Annotated in this window: 18 protein-coding genes; 3 read left to right on the top strand and 15 right to left on the bottom strand. The window is 62.8% G+C overall.

Annotated elements, in window-relative coordinates:
* Positions 1-22 precede the first annotated feature (22 nt).
* Genes AC56LG_RS05425 through AC56LG_RS05415 form a run of 3 tightly spaced genes read left to right on the top strand, consistent with a single transcriptional unit; the run spans position 23 to position 2,295 of the window.
* Positions 23-988, top strand: coding sequence for a hypothetical protein (locus AC56LG_RS05425; protein ID WP_497165103.1), 966 nt, complete (start codon positions 23-25; stop codon positions 986-988).
* Positions 989-1,005: 17 nt separating this feature from the next.
* Positions 1,006-1,998 (top strand): hypothetical protein, encoded by a 993-nt coding sequence (locus AC56LG_RS05420; RefSeq protein WP_497165102.1) that lies wholly within the window; start codon positions 1,006-1,008, stop codon positions 1,996-1,998.
* 33 nt (positions 1,999-2,031) lie between these two features.
* Complete coding sequence (locus AC56LG_RS05415) at positions 2,032-2,295, top strand: PAAR domain-containing protein (RefSeq protein WP_497165101.1); 264 nt, start codon at positions 2,032-2,034, stop codon at positions 2,293-2,295.
* Positions 2,296-3,384: 1,089 nt separating this feature from the next.
* On the opposite strand, the gene AC56LG_RS05410 is transcribed toward AC56LG_RS05415, so the two are convergent.
* The 15 genes from AC56LG_RS05410 to AC56LG_RS05340 all read right to left on the bottom strand — a co-directional run bounded on the left by AC56LG_RS05410 (position 3,385) and on the right by AC56LG_RS05340 (position 19,533).
* The gene (locus AC56LG_RS05410) at positions 3,385-3,645 is read right to left on the bottom strand and encodes a DUF504 domain-containing protein (protein ID WP_497165100.1); all 261 of its coding nucleotides are present in this window, start codon (positions 3,643-3,645) and stop codon (positions 3,385-3,387) included.
* Positions 3,642-6,101: a putative bifunctional diguanylate cyclase/phosphodiesterase gene (locus tag AC56LG_RS05405; RefSeq protein ID WP_497165099.1), complete on the bottom strand. Its 2,460-nt coding sequence runs from the start codon at positions 6,099-6,101 to the stop codon at positions 3,642-3,644. The genes AC56LG_RS05410 and AC56LG_RS05405 overlap by 4 nt, the downstream gene beginning before the upstream one ends.
* Positions 6,102-6,172: 71 nt before the next feature.
* Positions 6,173-8,569, bottom strand: coding sequence for a sensor domain-containing protein (locus AC56LG_RS05400; RefSeq protein ID WP_497165098.1), 2,397 nt, complete (start codon positions 8,567-8,569; stop codon positions 6,173-6,175).
* A gap of 173 nt (positions 8,570-8,742) precedes the next feature.
* Entirely contained in the window at positions 8,743-10,377 is a 1,635-nt protein-coding gene (locus AC56LG_RS05395; RefSeq protein WP_497165097.1) for a methyl-accepting chemotaxis protein, read from the bottom strand.
* Between the two features lie 181 nt (positions 10,378-10,558).
* Entirely contained in the window at positions 10,559-11,401 is an 843-nt protein-coding gene (gene fliR / locus AC56LG_RS05390; protein WP_497165096.1) for a flagellar biosynthetic protein FliR, read from the bottom strand.
* A gap of 9 nt (positions 11,402-11,410) precedes the next feature.
* Positions 11,411-11,680 (bottom strand): flagellar biosynthesis protein FliQ, encoded by a 270-nt coding sequence (gene fliQ, locus AC56LG_RS05385; protein ID WP_497165095.1) that lies wholly within the window; start codon positions 11,678-11,680, stop codon positions 11,411-11,413.
* 9 nt (positions 11,681-11,689) lie between these two features.
* A complete protein-coding gene (gene fliP, locus AC56LG_RS05380) occupies positions 11,690-12,433 on the bottom strand; it encodes a flagellar type III secretion system pore protein FliP (protein WP_497165094.1) in 744 nt (247 codons plus the stop codon).
* Between the two features lie 12 nt (positions 12,434-12,445).
* Entirely contained in the window at positions 12,446-13,312 is an 867-nt protein-coding gene (gene fliO / locus AC56LG_RS05375; RefSeq protein ID WP_497165093.1) for a flagellar biosynthetic protein FliO, read from the bottom strand.
* The gene (gene fliN / locus AC56LG_RS05370; protein ID WP_192051588.1) at positions 13,309-13,728 is read right to left on the bottom strand and encodes a flagellar motor switch protein FliN; all 420 of its coding nucleotides are present in this window, start codon (positions 13,726-13,728) and stop codon (positions 13,309-13,311) included. Before fliN ends, fliO begins: the two co-directional genes overlap by 4 nt.
* A 15-nt stretch (positions 13,729-13,743) precedes the next feature.
* Positions 13,744-14,724, bottom strand: coding sequence for a flagellar motor switch protein FliM (fliM, locus tag AC56LG_RS05365; RefSeq protein ID WP_497165092.1), 981 nt, complete (start codon positions 14,722-14,724; stop codon positions 13,744-13,746).
* A gap of 21 nt (positions 14,725-14,745) precedes the next feature.
* Entirely contained in the window at positions 14,746-15,258 is a 513-nt protein-coding gene (gene fliL / locus AC56LG_RS05360) for a flagellar basal body-associated protein FliL (protein WP_497165816.1), read from the bottom strand.
* A 384-nt stretch (positions 15,259-15,642) separates the two neighbouring features.
* The gene (locus tag AC56LG_RS05355) at positions 15,643-16,917 is read right to left on the bottom strand and encodes a flagellar hook-length control protein FliK (RefSeq protein WP_497165091.1); all 1,275 of its coding nucleotides are present in this window, start codon (positions 16,915-16,917) and stop codon (positions 15,643-15,645) included.
* A gap of 7 nt (positions 16,918-16,924) precedes the next feature.
* Positions 16,925-17,365, bottom strand: coding sequence for a flagellar export protein FliJ (gene fliJ / locus AC56LG_RS05350; RefSeq protein ID WP_497165090.1), 441 nt, complete (start codon positions 17,363-17,365; stop codon positions 16,925-16,927).
* Positions 17,366-17,398: 33 nt separating this feature from the next.
* A complete protein-coding gene (fliI, locus tag AC56LG_RS05345) occupies positions 17,399-18,823 on the bottom strand; it encodes a flagellar protein export ATPase FliI (RefSeq protein ID WP_497165089.1) in 1,425 nt (474 codons plus the stop codon).
* Positions 18,811-19,533 carry a flagellar assembly protein FliH gene (locus AC56LG_RS05340; protein ID WP_497165088.1) on the bottom strand — a complete coding sequence of 241 codons (723 nt, stop codon included), beginning with the start codon at positions 19,531-19,533 and terminating at the stop codon, positions 18,811-18,813. The genes fliI and AC56LG_RS05340 overlap by 13 nt, the downstream gene beginning before the upstream one ends.
* Positions 19,534-19,562 lie beyond the last annotated feature (29 nt).

The raw sequence follows: 19,562 nt of genomic DNA, 5'->3' as shown, positions 1-19,562 counted from the left end.
ACTGAACACTTGGGAAGAATAAATGCGAAATCTACATTTGGAAGCCGCCATTTGGTATTTGTTTACTTCGGCGGAATTCTTCGAAGCCGCTGCACGTGAGTGTGAGGAGACAATGGAATGGTTCGGTGCCTTGGCTATTTCACGTAACGTCGCTAATTTTGGCCGGAACAATCAAATGTTTGACAAATTCCAACAGCGTGCCCGCGATTTTAGGCGTGGCACCGAATTGGCCAAGCTTGGCGACTACGAGCTGATATGGGAAGTTGCCGGTTCCATTAACGGCGATATTCGCGGGATAATGGAGCAGCCGTTGCACAGCTGGATGACCGAAGCTGAGTATAGGGAATTCGAACGCGTTAGGATTAGCCGCCTTCTATTCTATGCTGGGCAAATCGAAAGCGCCCTTAACAATGCGATGGGTGGAGCAGAAAGCTTCCTTGATGAATTTTCCAAGGAGGAATGTGAGGATAATGGTTTTCCAGGAGCAGAAATTGTTGAGTGGTTTAACGAATACGCCAATTCGTCCAAATATCCATTATTTGTGAGGATTCCAGATCCGTTGCCGGAATACGTGGTTGACATGTCAATCGCGTGCCAGACCGGATACGAGGTGCCTTGGACAGGCGTATGGTATCCCAGTACTGGATTGGAGCACCATAGTTTGACCTTCGCTATCAAAGGCTTAAGGATGCAACCCGCATATCGCGTTATCAAGCCTTCGGAACAGGGCGAAACCGAAGAGAGTTCATACGCAAGTCCGGAAACACTTGCAGTAGCCGCTACTTGGCACCCGCTTGTACCGTCGGAATGTTACGTCCAGGCTGATCAAGAAATTAGAGCAAAAGCAGGTGAACCTTGTCCGAAAGCTGGTATTTGGCAGCCGATGGAGCCTGGCGCCTCAGAGCGAGTCTACAAAGTTGGCGAAACGATGACTAATCTTGGATCTGCATATGGAATCACAGTGTGGTGCTGGGTGGCGGAGCGCTGATCTTAAGAAGTTGTCTTTTGCCGAAAGAACATATGCGAAATCTGCATCTGGAAGCCGCCATCTGGAAATTTTTTTCATCACCAAAATTTTTCGCAGCAGCAGCAAGCGAATGCGACGAAATAGCGGAATGGTTTGAAAATATTTTGGGTTTGCGCGATGTAGCGAATCTTGGAAGAAATAATCAAATCTTTGATAAGTTTAAGCAACGAGCAAATGAATTCAGGTTGGGTGCCCAGTTAGCAAGGCAGGGTAATTACGAATTTATCTGGAAAATCTCGGATTGCATGAGGGGCGATGCGCGCGGCATGATGGAACAGCCGTTGCATAGCTGGATGACAGATGCCCAATACCAGGAATTCAGCGGGATAAGGTTAAGTCGGCTGCTGGCATATGACTCATCGATATCGCACGCGCTCGATAATGCATTTGTTGGCGCAGATAGCTTTTTTGATCCGGATCCAGAGTGGCCCGAAGGTAGTAATGATGATGGTGGATTTCCTGGAGATAAAATCGTCAAGGCCTATCAATCGTACACATCGTTGCATGACAAGAGATCATTTCAAACATTGCCGAATCCATTGCCGGAATGTGTGATTGACTGGTCCGTAGTCTGCCGAACTGGAGAAGAAGTACCTTGGACTGGCGTTTGGTATCCATCGGTTGGACTGGAAGGGCATAGCCTGACGTTCGCTATCGAAGGGTTAAGAATGCAACCCGTGTATCAAGTTACCAAAACGGTGCAAGAACGCGAGCGCGAAAGTGAGGGAGCCATATTCTCATCACCTGAAACAGTTGCGATAGCCACATCCTGGCATCCCGTTATGCTGTCAGGTCGACATGTCGAGATCGGTCAAGAGTTGCGAGCCAAAGCAGGCGAACCCTGTCCGAAAGCTGGCACATGGCAGCCGATGGAGCCAGGCGCTGTGCAGCGTGTCTATAAATTTGGCGAAACGATGGCCAGCCTTGGGTCCGCATATGGAATTACCGTCTGGATGTGGATAGCGGATTGATCGATTTATTCTTTGCCTTTACTGAGGAGAAACATGAAAGGTGTGATCCGACTTAATGACTTAACTAGTCACGGCGGTAAGGTAATCGCTGCCTCCGGGACGTCATTCGTGCACGGCATCCCTGTAGCACGGCAGGGAGACGCCTGTATTTGTCCGGTCAAAGGACACGTATCCTGCGTCATTGCTGAGGGTGATCCTTTGGTTTTGAATGGAGGTAAACCTGTGGCCTTTCAAGGCCATAAGACGTCTTGCGGCGCTACACTTATCTCGTCTGCGTTAACCTCGGGCAAGGTTTGATTTCGCATTTGTGTTAAAAGCAAAAACAGTCAGATCCTAACTGGACTTGAAATGAAATCGCTAGCTGCAACCTTGTTTTTAGGCAGATTACGCCATGCCGCAGAGGTAGAGGGGATTACCTGCCTGGCATCGGCTTGGGATAATTGGCAAGCCAGCCAGCCATCCATTTGAATGCCGCCACGGCCATCGATTCATGCGCAGCGCTTCGTTTGTCGTTCAGCATCGGATTTCTTGTCCCGAATACCGGAACGCGGAGTTTGGCAAGCCTCAAGCATATTGCAAAGACCAGAGGCGGCGAATGCCTGGAAACGACGTGGCAAGGCAGTGGCGTGCGACATCGATTTCAGTGCGGGCGTGGACACGTTTGGCAGGCGATGCCCATGAAGGTGAGCAACGAATGAAGTTGGTGTCGGCGTTGTGCCCAGCAAGACCATAGTCAGAAACGAATGCGCAAGGATGGATTGCTCGCTTTACAGGATGTTGCCGGGCAACGTGGCGGCGCATTACTCGATACTGTTTATGCCGGCATGCATCTACGCTACCGATTTTCTTGTGCTGAAGGTCATCATTGGCAGGCTGAAAGGGGCAGAGATCATACGCGGTTCACGGTGTAGGGAGTGCGCAATCGCAGACAAGCGTATTCAGTATCGGTTACCGGACGGGCTTGCGCGTCTGCGGGCCGTAGCACTGGCTAAACAGGGTGTCTGCCTGTCGTCGGAATATATCGTGGCGCGCAGTCGCTACCAGTTTCGCTGCCAGAAGGGCCACGAATGGGAAACCGCCGGTCACCGGATTTTTCGCGACAACTAATTTCCAGCCTGTGCACACGACGGTTTAAGGAAGAGCATCGAGGAGATGCGCGAATTGGCACAAAAGCGTGGTGGCCGTTGCTTGTCCGGGCATTAAACGAATTCCGTGACGAAGTTACAGTGGGAGTGTCACCGCGGCCACCAGTGGTATGCAATACAGGGAGCGGTGACAAGGGGGCATTGGTGTGCATCATGCGCACATTTGAACCGAATCTCCAATCCGCGTTCTATGGCCCGAAGGAAATATGTTCACACTACGCAAGCATAGGGCAGGCGCCAGTCACACCGGCTCCGGCCGGCTCCACACCACGACCCCATTACGCACCACCTCGCGCACCCGGTGATACGGCACCATGCGCGCTTCGCCGTCGCGGCCGATCAGGTCGAAGCCGAAATGCTGGCCCTTCTCGATGCGGATGCGCTCGAACGAGACGCGCACGACGCGTTTGAAGACGCGGTCGTAGTAGCCGATGACGAAGTCGGCGTTGCCGAAGTCGACGTCCCACAGGATGCGGTGGATGATCTCGTGGATGGGTGTCATGGCGTCGGGCAGGTCGATGGCACATGATACAGCTGCGCGATTGCGGCGGCGCCAGAGAGGAGGCCGACGTGGTCGCCCTGCGCGCCGTCGCAGCCCATGGCGCGCAGCGCGGCCAGCTGGGCCTCGGTCTCGACCCCGTCGGCGATTACCTCGATCTGCAGGCGGTGCGCCAGGTCGACAATCGACTGTGCCAGTGCGCAGGCGCGTTCATCGTGCACGAGCGGCGCAATCAAGCTGCGGTCGAGTTTCAGGGTGTCCACGGGCAGGCCGGTCAGCAGGCGCACGCCGGCGCCGCCCAGGCCGAAGCCGTCGATGGCGATGCGCACGCCGGCGCGGCGTAGTTTATCCAGCACCGCCGCGTACAGGGGCAGCTCGCCGGCGAGGGCCGTTTCAAGCACCTGCAGTTCGAGGCAGCGCGGATCGATGCCGGTTTCCCTGACGATCGCCAGGATGCTCTCGGCCATGCCGGAATGCGCCAGCTGGCGCGCCGACAGGCCGACCGCCGTGCGCAGCGGCGCCAGGCCGGCCGCGCGCCAGGCGGCGTGTTGCAGGCAGGCGCCGCGCACTACCCATTCGCCGATCGGCAGCACCAGGCCGGTTTCCTCGGCCAGCGGCAGGAAGCGCGCCGCGTCCAGGCGGCCATACACGGGGTGGACCCAGTCCACCAGCGTTTCGACGCCGACGAGCTGTCCGCCGGCGAGATCGACCCGCGGCCGGTAGGCGAGCCGCAGCTGGTGCGCGCCGAGCGCGTCGCGCAGGTCGTTCTTCAGGGCCAGGCGTTCGTCCGGCGCCAGGGCGGCATCGGGCGCATACAGCTGGACGTGGTTGCCGCCCCAGTTCCTGGCGCGCGTCATGGCGACGCGGGCGCGTTCCAGCAAGGCGTCCATGTCGCAGCCCGGCGCCGGGAAGATGGCGATGCCGATCGACAGGTCTACTACGCATTCGCGCTCGGCCACGAGCAGTGGAAAGGCGAAGCGGTCCAGGATGCGTTGCGCGACGTGTTGCGCTGCCGCGGCGCCCTCCAGGTCTTCGAGGATGACGATGAATTCGTCGCCACTGGCGCGGACAATCGTGTCCGCGACGTGCAGGCAGGCGCGCACCTGGGCGGCGGCCTGCACCAGCACCGCGTCGCCGCCGGCGATCCCAAAGGAGGCGTTGATGTCGTTCAGCTTGTTCAGGTTCAGCAGCATCAGCGCGACCGGGCGGCCGTTGCGCAGCGCGCGCGCCATGGCGTGCCCGAGACGGTCGCGCAAGACGCGCCGGCTGAGCAGGCCGGTGAGGGCATCGACCCGGGTGGCGTCGGACAGGTCGGGGACGGCGGCGTCGCCACAGGGCGCGGGCGGCTGCGGCGCCTGTCCGTACGCGACCACGCGGTTGCCCGCGTTTGCCGTGGCCTGGAGCAGGGCTTCGTCGGCGCGCGCCATGGTCTGGCCGATCGACTCGCCGGCGCGGAAGGCGGCTACCCCGATCGAGACCGTCACGGTCGGCGCCGGCACGATGCCGGTGAAACGCAGCTGCTCCACGGCGTGGCGCACCCGTTCGGCCAGCACGAGCGCTTCTTCCTGCGTCGCTCGTGGCAGCAGCACCAGCAACTGCGCGCCACCGTAGCGCCCGAACGAATCGATGTCGCGCAGGGCCGCCTTGAGGCACAGCGCCACCTCGCGCAGCACCTGGTCGCCGGCGGCCTGGCCGTGACTGGCGTTGATGCGGCGGATACCGTCGACCTCGAGCAGGCAGACGCCGAAACCGGCGCTGTCTCTTTCCTCGTCGGCCAGCTCCAGCATGCGGCGCCGCTTGTGGCCGCCGGTGAGCGCATCGCGCGTCGCCAGTTCGTGCAGGAAGTCGAGCGCATGCTGCAACTGGATGAAACCCTGGGTCTTGGTCAGCTCGAACAGCAGCACGAACAGGACGATGACGATGTACAGGCCGACGTCGCACAGCACGTGCAGCAGCGCCATGTCTTCGATCGGGTACGCGGGCAGCGGGATGCCGAGCAAGGGAAGGGCGTAGATGAGGACGATGGTGGCGCAGGTCAGGCCGAGCCAGAACATGGCGGTGGCGAAGCCGCCCAGGAACATGGCGACCATCGGCGGAATCACCATCCAGCCGGCGGTCGGCGCGCCTACGCCGCCCATCGCATAGGTCAGCCAGCTGAAATTGAAGAACACCGCGCACAGGAACACTTCGCGGCCCACCACGATGCTTTTGGTGGCGCGCATCAGGAAGGGCGCGACGAACATGCCGGCGCAGCAGGTCAGGATCACCCGCGCCGCCGCGCCATAGCCGAGCGCAGCGTAGACCCAGGCGTAGAAGGGGCCCGAAAGGGCGGCCATGACGACGGCATTGATGACGTTCTGCGCACGCGTCAGGGTGGCGGCATTCTCACGCACCTCGACAGGAATGAACCAGCGGATTGCAGCGATGTAGCGAGTGGTGAAGCGGGAGCCGAAAGTCACGTGAAGTGGGTCATTTGAGTGCGGTGCGGGATCGTAGCACGGCGCTCACCGGTCCTGCACCCTTTCAATGCCTAGCCCGGCAGCCGCGCGTCGCTGCACAGCATCTGTTCCAGTGACCGTTGCGACAGCGCCGGGCTGAAGTACCAGCCCTGCATCTGGTCGCAGTCGTTGTTGCGCAGGAAGTTGAGCTGTTCCAGCGTTTCCACGCCCTCGGCGATCACCTTCAGTTTCAGGTTGTGCCCGAGCGCGATGATGGCGCGGGCGATCACGGCGTGCTCGTCAAGGGCGACGTTGCCGAGGAAGGAGCGGTCGATCTTGATGAAATCGACCGGGAATTTCTGCAGGTGCGACAGGCTCGAATAGCCGGTGCCGAAGTCGTCGATCGACAGGCGCACGCCCAGGGCTTTCAGGTCGGCCAGCGCCTGCATGGCTTCGTCGGGATGGCCCATCAGCTGGCTTTCCGTCACTTCCAGTTCGAGGCTGGCCGGATTCACGCCCAGGCGCGCGAGGGTGCGCCCGAGCCCGGCGGCAAACTGGCGCTGGCGCAGCTGGCGCGGCGACAGGTTCACCGAGATCACGAAGTCGGTAATGCCGAGCGCTTCCAGGGCTTTCAGGGCGCCGCAGGCTTCGACGATCACCCATTCGCCGAGCGGGACGATGAGACCGGTTTCCTCGGCCACCGGAATGAATTCGTCCGGCGGCACCATGCCGTTTTGCGGGTGGTTCCAGCGCACCAGCGCTTCGGCGCCGACCACCTTGCCGGTGCGCAGGTCGACCTTGGGCTGGTAGCCGAGCACCATTTCGCGGTTGCCGATCGCTTTCGACAAACTGGCTTCGAGCATCAGCTGCTGGTGCACGCTCTGGCTCAGTTCGTTCGAATAGAACTGGCAGTTGTTCTTGCCCATGGCCTTGGCGTGGTACATCGCCGCGTCGGCCGCACGCATGACGCGGTCGACCGTGTCGCCATCGTTTGGAAAACGGGCGACGCCGATGCTGGTGCCGGGCAGGATCTCGCGTCCGCCGACCGTGATCGGGGCGCTCACGCGCTGGCGGATGCGTTCCATCAGGTCGCCCAACTGCTCGTCGCCGGGCTGGTCGTTGATCACCAGCACGAACTCGTCGCCGCCGACGCGCGCCACGGTGTCGTTGTCGCGCACGCTGGCCCTGAGGCGGCCGGCGATCTCGCGCAGCACCGCATCGCCGGCTTCATGGCCGAAGTTGTCGTTGATGTGTTTGAAATTGTCGAGGTCGAGAAAGGCGAGCGCGCCCAGCGCCTTGTTGCGCACGGCGAAATCGATGGAGAACTTGAGTTCGTCCTGCAGCAGGGTGCGATTCGCCAGGCCGGTCAGCGGATCGTGGTGGGCCAGGTGGTGCAGGCGCCGCTCGTAGTGGCGCGCCTCGGTGATGTCGCTGATGACGCCGACGAAATGGGTGACTTCGCCATCGATATTGCTGACCGGGTCGATCCGCAAATCGTTCCAGAACACCTCGCCATTCTTGCGCTTGTTGCGCAGGACGACCTGCACGCTTTCGCGTTTCAGCAAAGCGTCGTGGATGCGCTTGTGCTCGGCCGTGTCGCAACCCTCGATGCGCATGAAGCGTGGATCGCGGCCCTTGATTTCCGCCAGCGTATAGCCGGTCATCTGCTCGAAGGCCGGGTTCACGTATTCAATCGGATTCTTGCCGTCCTCGCAGCAGGTGATGACGATGGCGTTCACACTCGAATAGATGGCGCGCTCGCGCACCCGCAGGCCTTGCTCGGTTTGCTTGCGGTCGCTGATGTCGAGGCCGGTGCCGAAAATGACGGGCAGTTCACCCAGGCTGGTGCGCGCGCAGTGAAAGAGCAGGCTGGTGCGCTTACCGTGCTTGCCGACCAGTTCCGCCTCGTGCGTGGAATGGCCGTTTTCGAAGGCAGCGAGGATGGCGCGCAAGACCACGGCCCTCTCTCTTTCGTCGAAGAAATGCTGGACATCGCAGGTCGGCAATTCCTCGCTCGTCATCTCCAACGCCATTTCGAGCTGGCGGTTCCACAGCAGCAAGTGGCCGCTCTGGTCGATCACGTAGAACACGCAGGGCAGGCCCTCGATGATGTCGGCGGTCGGCAAATCGCGGATCAGCGCATAGCGCGGCGGCACCAGGCCGGCCCGGGGAATGACGATCACGCTGAAGGTGCCGGGCTGGTCGGGGTCGAGCGATTGCGGTGCAATGGTGATGCGTACCGGCAGGCTGCTGCCGTCCGCACAGCGCAGCTGGCCGGTCGAGTCGATCTCGACGCGCGCAGTGATGGACATCGGCGGCGACAGCGTCGCTCCGGCAACGGTATCGAACTCGATGATCTCTTCCAGCGTCTTGCTGCGGATGTCCGCCGCGGTATAACCGGCAAGTTTTTCGCAGGCGCGGTTCCAGCTGGCGATGGCGCCGCTGGCATCGACGACGAAGACGGCGAGGGGTAACGGTGAAAAATTCAAACGCGTTCTCCGGCTGGCATGCACAAGCCATGATAGTCCAGCGCACGGGCCTGAGCGAGTGGAGATTCGTTTGAAGATATTAAACGGAAAATATCAATTGCATGTGCAGCAGGACGTACGGTCCAATCGGCCGAAGCCGACATGCTGGCCTTCCCGATGCGGATGCGCTTGCGTTATGCTAACAGTGGCGGCGCAAGTGCGGTGCGCTGTGCGCGCCCTGGCTGGCGCAGCGCCTGGGTTCCCTGTTCCAGCTGGAAAACACTCACTTGTTGCGCCAATCCGGCTGCGCTGCTTTGCAAGGATTGAGCGGCGCTCGCGGCTTCTTCGACAAGCGCGGCGTTCTGCTGGGTTGCCTGGTCCATCTGGCTGACCGCCTGGTGGATCTGCTCGATGCCTGCGCTTTGCTCTGCGCTGGCCGTGCTGATCTCACCCATGATCGCCGCCACCCGGCGCACGCTGAGGATGATTTCTTCCATGGTGGCGCCGGCTTCGTTGACCAGGATGCTGCCGCTGTCGACCTTGCCGACTGAATCGGTGATCAGTTCCTTGATCTCCTTTGCCGCTGCCGCCGAACGTTGGGCGAGATTGCGCACCTCGCTGGCGACCACCGCAAAACCGCGGCCCTGCTCGCCCGCGCGGGCGGCCTCGACGGCTGCGTTAAGCGCAAGGATGTTTGTCTGGAAGGCGATGCCATCGATGACCGCAATGATGTCGACAATCTTGCGGGCCGAATCGTTGATCGCGCCCATCGTGCCGACCACCTCGCCGACGACGGTGCCGCCGCGGGCCGCCATGGTGGAGGCGGTGGCCGCCAGGTCGTTCGCCTGGCGTGCATTGTCGGCGTTCGCACGCACCGTGCCGGTCAGTTCTTCGACCGATGCTGCGGTTTCCTCGATCGCGCTGGCTTGCTGCTCCGTACGCGCAGACAAGTCCATGTTGCCCGCGGCAATCTGGTTCGACGCAGTCGCGATCAACTCGCTGCCGGAACGTACTTCGCCAACGATGCGCGCCAGGCTGGCCGTCATGTCGCGCAAGGCACCGAGCAATTGGCCGAACTCATTGGTCGAAGCGACCTCGATGCGCGTGCTCAGGTCGCCATCGGCAACCCGCCGCGCCAGCGTGACGGCAGTGTCGAGCGGGCCGGTGACGGCGCGCACCAGGTACACGGCTGCCGCCAGGGCGAGCAAGGCTGCGAATCCGATCGCAGCACCCATCAGCAGGTTGATATCGTCAAGTTCGCCGTGCAATTCCTTGTTTTGCTCGGCATTCCGAGCCGACATCAACTCCTGCAAGCTCTTGTAAGCGTTGTGGCCCTTGACATAGGCAGGATTGATACGGCGGATCAGGGTTTCCTGTGCGAGGGTCCACTTGCCGGCCTCCATTGCCCGGGCGGCGTCGGCGGTCATGTCCTGGCCCAGGTCCTGGCTTTCGTCGAGCCAGTTCTGGACTGCATCCTTGATACTCTGGCGGCGCAGCGAGGCCAGCAGCGCGGCGCGTTCCTTGCGCAGTTCGGCGCTGTTGTCGGCGATATTCTTGAAATGGTTGGCAAGCGGATGGTCGTGCATGACCGCATACTCGCTCGAGGGGTTGTGCTGCAGCGCCTGCAATACCTGGCTGCGGTTCGATTCCATCCGGTAAACCAGGCTGGCAAGGATCAATTGCTGCCGGCTCGAGTAAAGCGCATGATCTTCAAGCAAGACGACCGCGCGCTGCGTGCCGTGATAACCGAGCGCGCCAACGGCAATCATCATGAGGACAAGCACGCCCACGATGAGGGCAATGAGGTTCTTGATACGTAGGTTTTTCATGATGTGCGAGAGTGTTTCTATAAGGAAACAAATTCTACACTTAAAACAACCAATTTCAGCAAATAATTAACTTGAATTTGATAGTTCGATAAATATTTGACGAAATTGTCGCATTTCTGCGCCTGTGCCCCATGTTGGAGCGTGCCGCAAAGGAAGCCTCGCCAGGCATGGGCGCATGGGCCTACGGACGCGAGGGGGTGGCAGGCGCCGGGCTTTGCGCAGGGAGCGTAGGGGGCACGCGTTCCGCAGCCGCCCTGGGGATCCGGCGGCCGGCTTCGATGCCCTCGTTGAACAGGTTCTGGACCGGCGTGTTCAGGTAGGGCAGCGCCACCGAGAGGGTCAGCATGCCGATGCCGAGGGTGATCGGAAAGCCGATGCCGAAGATGTTCAGTTGCGGCGCGGCGCGGGTCAGGATGCCGAGGGCGACGTTGGTGATGAGCAGGGCGGCGATGATCGGCAGCGCGATCTGCAGGCCGGCCGAGAAGATGCGGCTGCCCAGTCGCGCCAGTTCCAGTGGCGCGGCGGACGACAGCGGCGTGCTCGAAATCGGCAGGCTGATAAAACTTTCCGACAGCGCTGCCAGCAGCACCAGGTGTGCGTTCACGGCCAGGAAGGCCATGGTCGCCACCATCGACAGGAACTGGCTGATCGCGGCCGAGCGGCCCTGGGTGGTGGGGTCGAAAAACGAGGCGAAGGAAAATCCCATCGTCGAGCTGGCCAGCTCGCCGGCGTATTCGATGGCGGCAAACACCAGGCGCATGGCAAAGCCCATCCCCAGCCCGACCAGCAATTCCTGCAGCAGGATCAGGAGGCCCGCATAGGACATCGGGTCGACCGCGGGAATGTTCGGCACGGTGGGCGCGATGATCAGCGCCAGCAGTACGCCGAGGATGATTTTCACCTGGTTCGGCACGCTGGCATGGCCGAACAGCGGGGCGGAGGCCAGCATGCCGAGGATACGCGTGAGCGGCCACAAGAGGCCCGCGAGCCAGGCATTGATCTCCAGCGAAGTGAGGGTCAGCACAGGACCAGCTTAGCCGACCATGCCCGGGATGCCGGTGAACACCTGGCGCATGTAGTCGAGCATCACGGACAGCATCCAGGGCCCGGCAATGACCAGGGCGACGAACACGCCGACCAGTTTCGGGATGAAGGAGAGGGTCGCTTCGTTGATCTGGGTGGCGGCCTGGAAGATGCTGACCACCAGGCCGATGACGAGCGCCACGAACAGCAGCGGCGCCGACACCAGCAGCGTGATTTCCATGGCCTGGCGGCCCATCGTCATGACGGATTCCGGGGTCATCGTGCGTTCCTAGTTAAAACTCTGGGACAGGGAGCCCAGCAGCAGCTGCCAGCCGTCGACCAGCACGAACAGCATCATCTTGAACGGCAGCGAAATCACGGCCGGCGACATCATCATCATGCCCATCGCCATCAGCACCGAGGCCACCACCATGTCGATGATCAGGAACGGGATGAAGATCGCGAAGCCGATCTGGAAAGCCGTCTTGAGTTCGCTGGTGACAAAGGCCGGGATCAGGACGCGCAGCGGAATGTCTTCCGGACCCTGCAGGGCGGGCGTCCTCGAAATCTTGACGAACATGGCAAGGTCCGACTGGCGCGTCTGCTTAACCATGAAGTCCTTCAGCGGCTGGGCGCCGCGGCTCATCGCTTCGGTCATCTGGATGCGGTCTTCCTGCAGCGGCAGGTAGGCGTCGGTATAGATCTTGTCGAAGGTCGGGCCCATCACGAACAGGGTCAGGAACAGGGCCAGGCCGACCATCACCTGGTTCGGCGGTGCGGTCTGGGTGCCGATCGCCTGGCGCAGCAGGGACAGTACGATGATGATGCGGGTAAAACTGGTCATCATCAGCAGCGCCGCCGGCAGGAAGGTGAACGCCGTCATTAACAGCAGCGTCTGCACCGGCAGGGTATAGGTGGTGCCGCCGCCGGGGCTCGGTGCGGTGGTAAAGGCGGGCACGCCGGGCGCCGCCAGTACCGCCAGCGGCAGCAGCACCAGCCCGGCTGCCAGCAGGAGTTTTTTCTTGTGTCGCATTACGGTGTTACCTTATTTCGCGTTGCGCTTGTCGATCGTCTGCTTGAGCCAGTCGGAAAAATTCGAGGCTGACGGCGTGTGGCCGGCGAGGGTGGCGCTGGCCGCAGTGTTGGCACTTGAGTCGCCCTTGGGCATCGTCGCCAGCGCGTTCACGCGGCCAGGGGAAGCGCCGACCACGATCCATTGATCGCCCACTTCGACCACCATGATGCGTTCGCGTCCGCCGATATTCAGGGCGCCGACCATGCGCAGGTTGGCGGTGCTGCCGGTCACGCGCGGGCCGTAGCGTTTCGCGGCCCAGGCCAGCGCGGCCAGCAGGGCCAGCACCAGCACAAGGGCGAAGATGGTTTGCAGCAGGCTGCCGGTGGAGGGGCCGGGCGCCGCTTGTACCATCGGCGCAGGCGTGGCGGTGCTCGTGGGATTGGCCGGCGTGCCGGGAATCGCGGCCGGCGCGGCGGGCATGCTGGCCACGGCGGGGGCGGGCGCGTCGCTGACGCCGGCGGTGGTCGGGACTTCACCGACCGTGGTGGCGCGTTCGGAGACCGGGGTAGTCGGGGATGAGGCGGGAGCGGTAGTGCGGGGTGCCGCAGGTGTCGATGCCACCGGCGCCTGGGTTGGCGCTGCCGTGCCGCCATCCTGTTGGCGCGCCGCCGGGTCTGGCGTCACCGGCTGGACCGCGGCCGGCGCAGCCGTAGCGCCGCTGCCGGTGCTGGCCGGCTGCATCGCGCACGCCGCCAGCGGCAGCAGGAAGCTCGACGCCAGCAGCGCGCCCGCGCCGCCCCGCGCCATGCGTACTGGCCAGCTGTCGGGGCGTACAACCCGGGTGCTGGCCGCGGAGGAGGTGGCAGGAGGGCAGGCGGGGGCGCGCGTGGACATCATTTATTCAATTTTCTGATCCGTTCCGAAGGCGTGATGATATCAGTCAGGCGGATACCGAACTTGTCGTTCACGACCACCACCTCGCCCTGGGCGATCAGGCAGCCGTTTACCAGCACGTCCATCGGCTCGCCGGCCAGGCCGTCGAGTTCGACCACCGAACCCTGCGCCAGTTGCAGCAGGTTCTTGATGGCGATTTTCGTGCGGCCCAGTTCCACGGTCAGCTGCACCGGGATGTCGAGGATGAAGTCGATGTCGTTCGGGGTGTCCGGACGCGGGTTCTTGGTGCCGAAGTCCTGGAACACGGCGGCGCTGGCGGTCTGCTGCTTCTGCAGCGCAGCGGCCTCGGCGGCGGCCTGCTCGGCGATGGCGGCGCCCCAATCGTCGTCGAGGAATTGATCGTCCTGGTTGTCAGACATGGTGTTTCTCCTGAATTACTTGAAGCTGTCGCTGTTGGCCAGCAGTTTTTCGACCTTCAGCGCGTACTGGCCGTTGAAGACGCCATATGAGCATTCCATCACCGGCACGCCGTCCACCGTCGCCTGCACCGATTCCGGCACCGTGATCGGGATCACGTCGCCGATTTTCATGTTGAGGATCTCGTCGAAGTTCGCCTTGCCGTGGCCGAGTTCGGCCACGAGTTCGACTTCGGCCACCTGGATCTGCTGCGTCATCAGGCGGATCCAGCGTTTATCCACTTCGAGCGCCTCGCCCTGCAGGCTGGAGGTAAGCGCATCGCGGATCGGCTCGATCATCGAATACGGCATGCAGAAGTGGATCTGGCCCGATACCGGACCCAGCTCGATCGTGAAGGTGGACGATACCACGACTTCGTTGGGCGTCGCGATGTTCGCAAATTGCGTGTTCATCTCGGAGCGGATGTACTCGAATTCGATCGGATACACCGGCTCCCACGACTTGGTATAGGCCTCGAACACGATGTCGAGGATGCGAAGGATGATGCGCTGCTCGGTCTGGGTGAAGTCGCGACCCTCGACGCGGGTATGGAAACGCCCGTCGCCGCCGAACAGGTTGTCGACCAGCAGGAACACCAGGCCCGGATCGAACACCATCAGCGCGGTGCCGCGCAGCGGTTTCATGTGGATCAGGTTCAGGTTGGTCGGCACCACCAGGTTGCGGATGAATTCGCTGTACTTGGAAACGCGCACCGACCCGACCGACACCTCGGCGCTGCGGCGCACGAAGTTGAACAGGCCGATGCGCAACAAACGCGCGAAACGCTCATTGATGATCTCGAGCGTCGGCATCCGGCCGCGCACGATCCGCTCCTGGGTCGCCAGGTTGTAGGTGCGGACTCCCGAGGTGTCTTCAGGCGCGGAAATGTCGTCCTGATCGCCGTTGACCCCTTTGAGGAGGGCATCGACTTCTTCCTGTGAGAGGAAATTATCGGCCATGGTATGTGCTTGCTTTGATGCTTACTGGATGATGAATGAGGTAAACAATACGTCGGCCACGTCCTGTTCGTCGCCGCCTTCGTCGAACGGCACTTGCACCACGGCCTTGATCTCGGCCGCCAGCTGCTGCTTGCCTTCGACCGTATTGATTTCCGACGCCTTTTTGCCCGACAGCAGGAGCAGCACGCGGCTGCGCACCTTGGCCATGTTGTCCTTGATGAGCGCGACCTGTTCCGGCCCTTCGACCTGCAGTGTAAACTGCACTTGCAGGTATTGGTCGCCCGTCTCGGGCTGCAGGTTCACCGTAAACGCTTCGATCGGCACGTACTCGGCCTTGACGGCCTTGTCCTTCTTTTTCTTCTTCTTGGGCGCATCTTCGGCATGCGCCGATTCGGCGTCGCCGCTGCCGTGCAGGAAGTACCAGCCGGCGCCGCCCCCACCGCCGAGCACGAGCACGCCCGCGATCGCCATGATCATGAGCTTTTTCTTGGAGCCTGATGCCGGTGCTGCGTCCGCCTTCGGGTCAGCCTTCATTTTCGGATTCGCTTTCATTTACCTCGGGTGCCTGATGGGGTTGCGTGATTATGTCATTATCGAGAAAAAGTGCGCAGCGGCAAGCTTCGAACAGAGAGGAGAAGGGGCTTCACATTGAGGTTTCCTCCATCTCGTCGCCTGGGCTCTCGAGCCCAGGGTGCTGAGTTCGCGTATATGGCCGCCCTCAATACAACGTCGTAGCGTGGACGGGTTTCCCGTCCACGCGGTGATCGCTGATGGCTCCGATATCGTTCCGGATGATCTTTCTGCTAACTATCACCGCGTGGGGTAAGTCAGGCCAGTGGCCTGACTTACGAGCCGCCCACCCTACAACGCCAATAAAAACGGCCGCACAATGGCGGCCGTAGACGGAAATCCTTAATGTTAGGCGAAGGTATCCACTGCCCCGGCCCCGCCGATAATGCGCGACCCCTGACGCGGCGCCACTTCCGCCACGCTGCCATCGCCGCCATTCCCGTCGCCGCCACGACCACCCGGACGGCCCGAACCCTGCCCATCCTGGCCCTGGCGTCCCTCGGCGCCGGCGTTCACGGTCGCGTTACCAAGCGCGATGCCGCTCTCGTTCATCATCTCGCGCAGGCGCGGCAGGGCGTTTTCCAGTGCCTGGCGCACTTCCAGCTGCTGCGACGAGAAGGTCACGCTGGCGAGGTCGTTCGACACGTTCAGCACCACCTGCACCGGACCGAGGTCGGGCGGGTTCAGCTCGAGCGTGGCGCTCTGGTCTTCGCCGCCGACCATCCAGATCACTTTCTGGCCGACCTGGTTGTCCCAGGCCGGGGTGCCGACGCGCGCGCTCAGGCGGTCGGTCGGTGCGCTGCCGGCCGCCTGCGCGGTCTGCAGGGCGGTGGCCTGGGCCGTCAGGCTGGTCAAGGCCTCGGCCGGTGCGGGTTCCTTCGTGCTGGCGGCGTGCGCTGCACTGTCGCGCAAGGCGGAGGCGAAATCGGCGTGTTCCGTCGGCAGCTTGCCGTTCTCGCCGGCCTTGCCCATGTCGAGTGCGCGCAGGTCGATGCCCGGCGTGGCCTTGTCCTGCTGCCCATCGGTCGCTGCGGCCAGGGCGTCGCCCGTCAACACCCCGGTGTCCTTGCCGCCGCCCTGCGCCAGCAGGTCGTCAGGCTGCGCCGCCGCAACCTGTGTCGCAACCGGCGTCACCGGCGCGGCGGCCTGCTGCACCTGATTAAAACTGGCCACCAGCGCCAGCATGTCGACGACGGCGTCGGCGGCCCTGGCGTCCGGCGACGTTTCGGTGTCTTCGCCTTCCCCTTTGCCTGTTGCAGCCGTCTTGTCGGCGCCGCCCGCGGCGTCGGCCTTGGACGTGGAAGGGGGGTGTTCGGTTTCCTTCGCGCTCTGCTTGACCATCTCGCGCGAGGCCGGCTTCGCTTCGTTCGGCGCCGGTTTGGCGGCGGCTTGCGGCTTGGGCGCGGCGGCCTGCTGCGGCATGGCGGGCTGCGGCATGGCTGGCTGGGCCTGCACCTGCGGGCGCACCTGCGCCTGGCGCTGTTCCATCTGGCGCTGCTCGATTTGCCGGGTCAGCGCCGCGCCGAAATTCACTGCTTCGCTGTTGCCCGGCGTGGTCGTGCGCAGGTTCGGCGCCGGGGCAGCGGGGGCGTTGAACTGGATCGGGAGGGAGTTGGTGTGCATGGTAGCTTTAGCGGTTGGTGCGGACGGTGCGTGCCGCGTGGTCGTCCATCATTTTCTGGTCGCGCTTGTTTTCGATTTTCAAGGCTTCGGCGGCGGCGCGGTCGTTCAGGGTGCGGTAGGACAACCGCTTGCGTTCGCTTTCCTGCCAGGTAGCTTTTTCAAGGTCGCTCTTGTATTTCGCGTGTTTGACGACTTCCTGCTGGCCATTGATCGCATTGTCGAGCTTGCCGACAAAGGCGACGAAATTGGCGTAGGCAAAGGGCGTGATACCGTTCATCTGCGCCTGGTCGAGGCGGTTCGCGTAATCGTCGCGGTAACCGAGCAGCATGTTCAGCTTCTGTTGCGCATTCTCGACATCTTTCAATGCCGCGCCGAGGCGCTTGGCGGCGTCGTCGGAATCGCGCTGCGCCAGTTCGATCAGTGTTTCAAGAGCGGAAGTCTTTGCCATGGTGAAAGTATAGCCAGGGCAAACTCAAACCGATCAGCTGAACAGAGAGGTCAATTGCCCCAAGCTCTGGCCCATATTCGTGTTTTCGAAAATTTCCTGGCACAGGAATTCCTCGATCTGCGTGTTCAGGGCGATCGCCTGGTCCAGTACCGGGTCGCTGCCCGGGGCATACGCGCCGACGCTGATCAGGTCGCGCGAACGCTGGTAGCGCGAATACAACTGTTTCAGCTTGCGCGCGGCCAACTGGTGCTCGTGCGTGGTGATGCCATGCATGGCGCGGCTGATCGATTGTTCGATGTCGATCGCCGGATAATGGCCGGCTTCGGCCAGGTGGCGGTTCAGGACGATGTGGCCATCCAGGATACCGCGCGCGGCATCCGCGATCGGGTCTTGTTGATCGTCGCCCTCCGACAGCACCGTATAGAACGCCGTGATCGAACCGCCGCCTTCGAGCCCGTTGCCGGCACGCTCGACCAGCACCGGCAGCTTGGCGAACACCGAAGGCGGATAGCCCTTGGTTGCCGGCGGCTCGCCGATCGCCAGCGCGATTTCGCGCTGCGCCATCGCATAACGCGTCAGCGAATCCATGATCAGCAGCACGCTCTTGCCCTGGTCGCGGAAGTGCTCGGCAATCGCGGTGGCGTAGGCCGCACCCTGCAGGCGCATCAGCGGCGGGCTGTCGGCGGGTGCGGCCACCACGGCCGAGCGCGCCATGCCTTCCGGCCCCAGGATCTGTTCGATGAATTCTTTCACTTCGCGGCCGCGTTCGCCGATCAGGCCGACGACGATCACGTCCGCGGTCGTGTAGCGCGCGATCATGCCGAGCAAGACCGACTTGCCGACGCCGGTGCCGGCGAACAGGCCCAGGCGCTGGCCGCGGCCGACGGTCAGCATCGAATTGATTGCGCGTACGCCGACGTCGAGCGTGTCCTTGATCGGCGCGCGATCCAGCGGATTGACGGGACGGGCATTGATCGGCGCGACCTCGTCGGTGCCGAGCGGACCCTTGCCGTCGAGCGGACGGCCGGCGCCGTCGACCACGCGCCCGAGCAGGCTCCAGCCGACCGGCAGGTGGCGTGCGCGGTCGCTCGGACGGCGCCGTGGGTGGTTGACGGTGCCGGGGCGCGGCACCGGGGTTTCGACCGGGAACACGCGCGAACCGGGCACCACGCCCTCGACGTCGGATTGCGGCATCAGGAACAGGCGCTCGCCCTCGAAGCCGACGACTTCGGCCTCGATGCGGGCGCCGTTGGGCAGCGGGATGGTGCAAGCGCTGCCGACCGCCAGGCGCAAGCCGACGCATTCCATCACCAGGCCGGCCACGCGCGTGACGCGGCCCGAGACCTGCATCGGCTCGACGAAATTCAGCAGCGAGTCGCAGTCGGAAAGATATGACTTCCAGCGCGCCGTGTGGCGATCCAATGAGCGGTCGAGGTTGGCGCTCATCAGCCGAGCCATTCGACGTTCTTGCCCAGCGCATGCGTCAGGCGTTCCCAGCGCGCGGCAGCCTGGGCATCGATCTGGTTGCTGGCGGTATCGACCTTGCAGCCGCCACGGCCGATTTGCGGATCGGCCACCACGCGCCAGCCGCCCTTGTCGAGTTCGTCGGAGAGGGCGGCGCGCACGATCTCGACGTCGTCCGGGTTCAGCGCCAGGATCGCCGGCTGCTGCAGCACCGGCAGGTAGTCGATCGCTTCGCGCACGATCGGGATGATCAGTTCAGGACGGACCGTGAACGCGGTGCGCACCATCGAGCGCGCCAGGTGCAGGGCGAGGTCGAGCACGTCGGCGGCGATGGTTTCGTCGGCGGCGGTGACGGCGCCGCTGAAGCTGGCGGCCATGGCGCGCAAGGTGTCCATCTCGGCCGCCACGTCCGCGCGGCCGGCCTCGTAGGCTTCAGCGCGGCCGGCGGCGCGGCCTTCTTCCAGGCCCTCGGCATAGCCCTCGGCGCGCGCGCCTTCGCGCAGCGCTTCGAGTTCGGCCGCAGTGGGGAACTGCATCGCCGGCGCCGCCGGGGCTGCCGGCACGGTGGCCGCCGCCGCGGCGGCGGCACTGATCGCGGCCGCCCGCTCTTCGGCCTGGATGCGCGCCGCCAGCGAACTAGGCCGTTCGTCGCCGAAGGAGGTCATTTCCCAGCGCTTGAAGGCGCCCTGCGTGTCTTTGCTCATCTGTAGCCGAATTTGCCCGTGAATCTACC

It is taken from the genome of Telluria sp. ZB2R32, assembly GCF_059685715.1.
The sequence above is the reverse complement of the archived record's forward strand: the minus strand, read 5'-3'. Positions and strand labels throughout refer to the sequence as shown.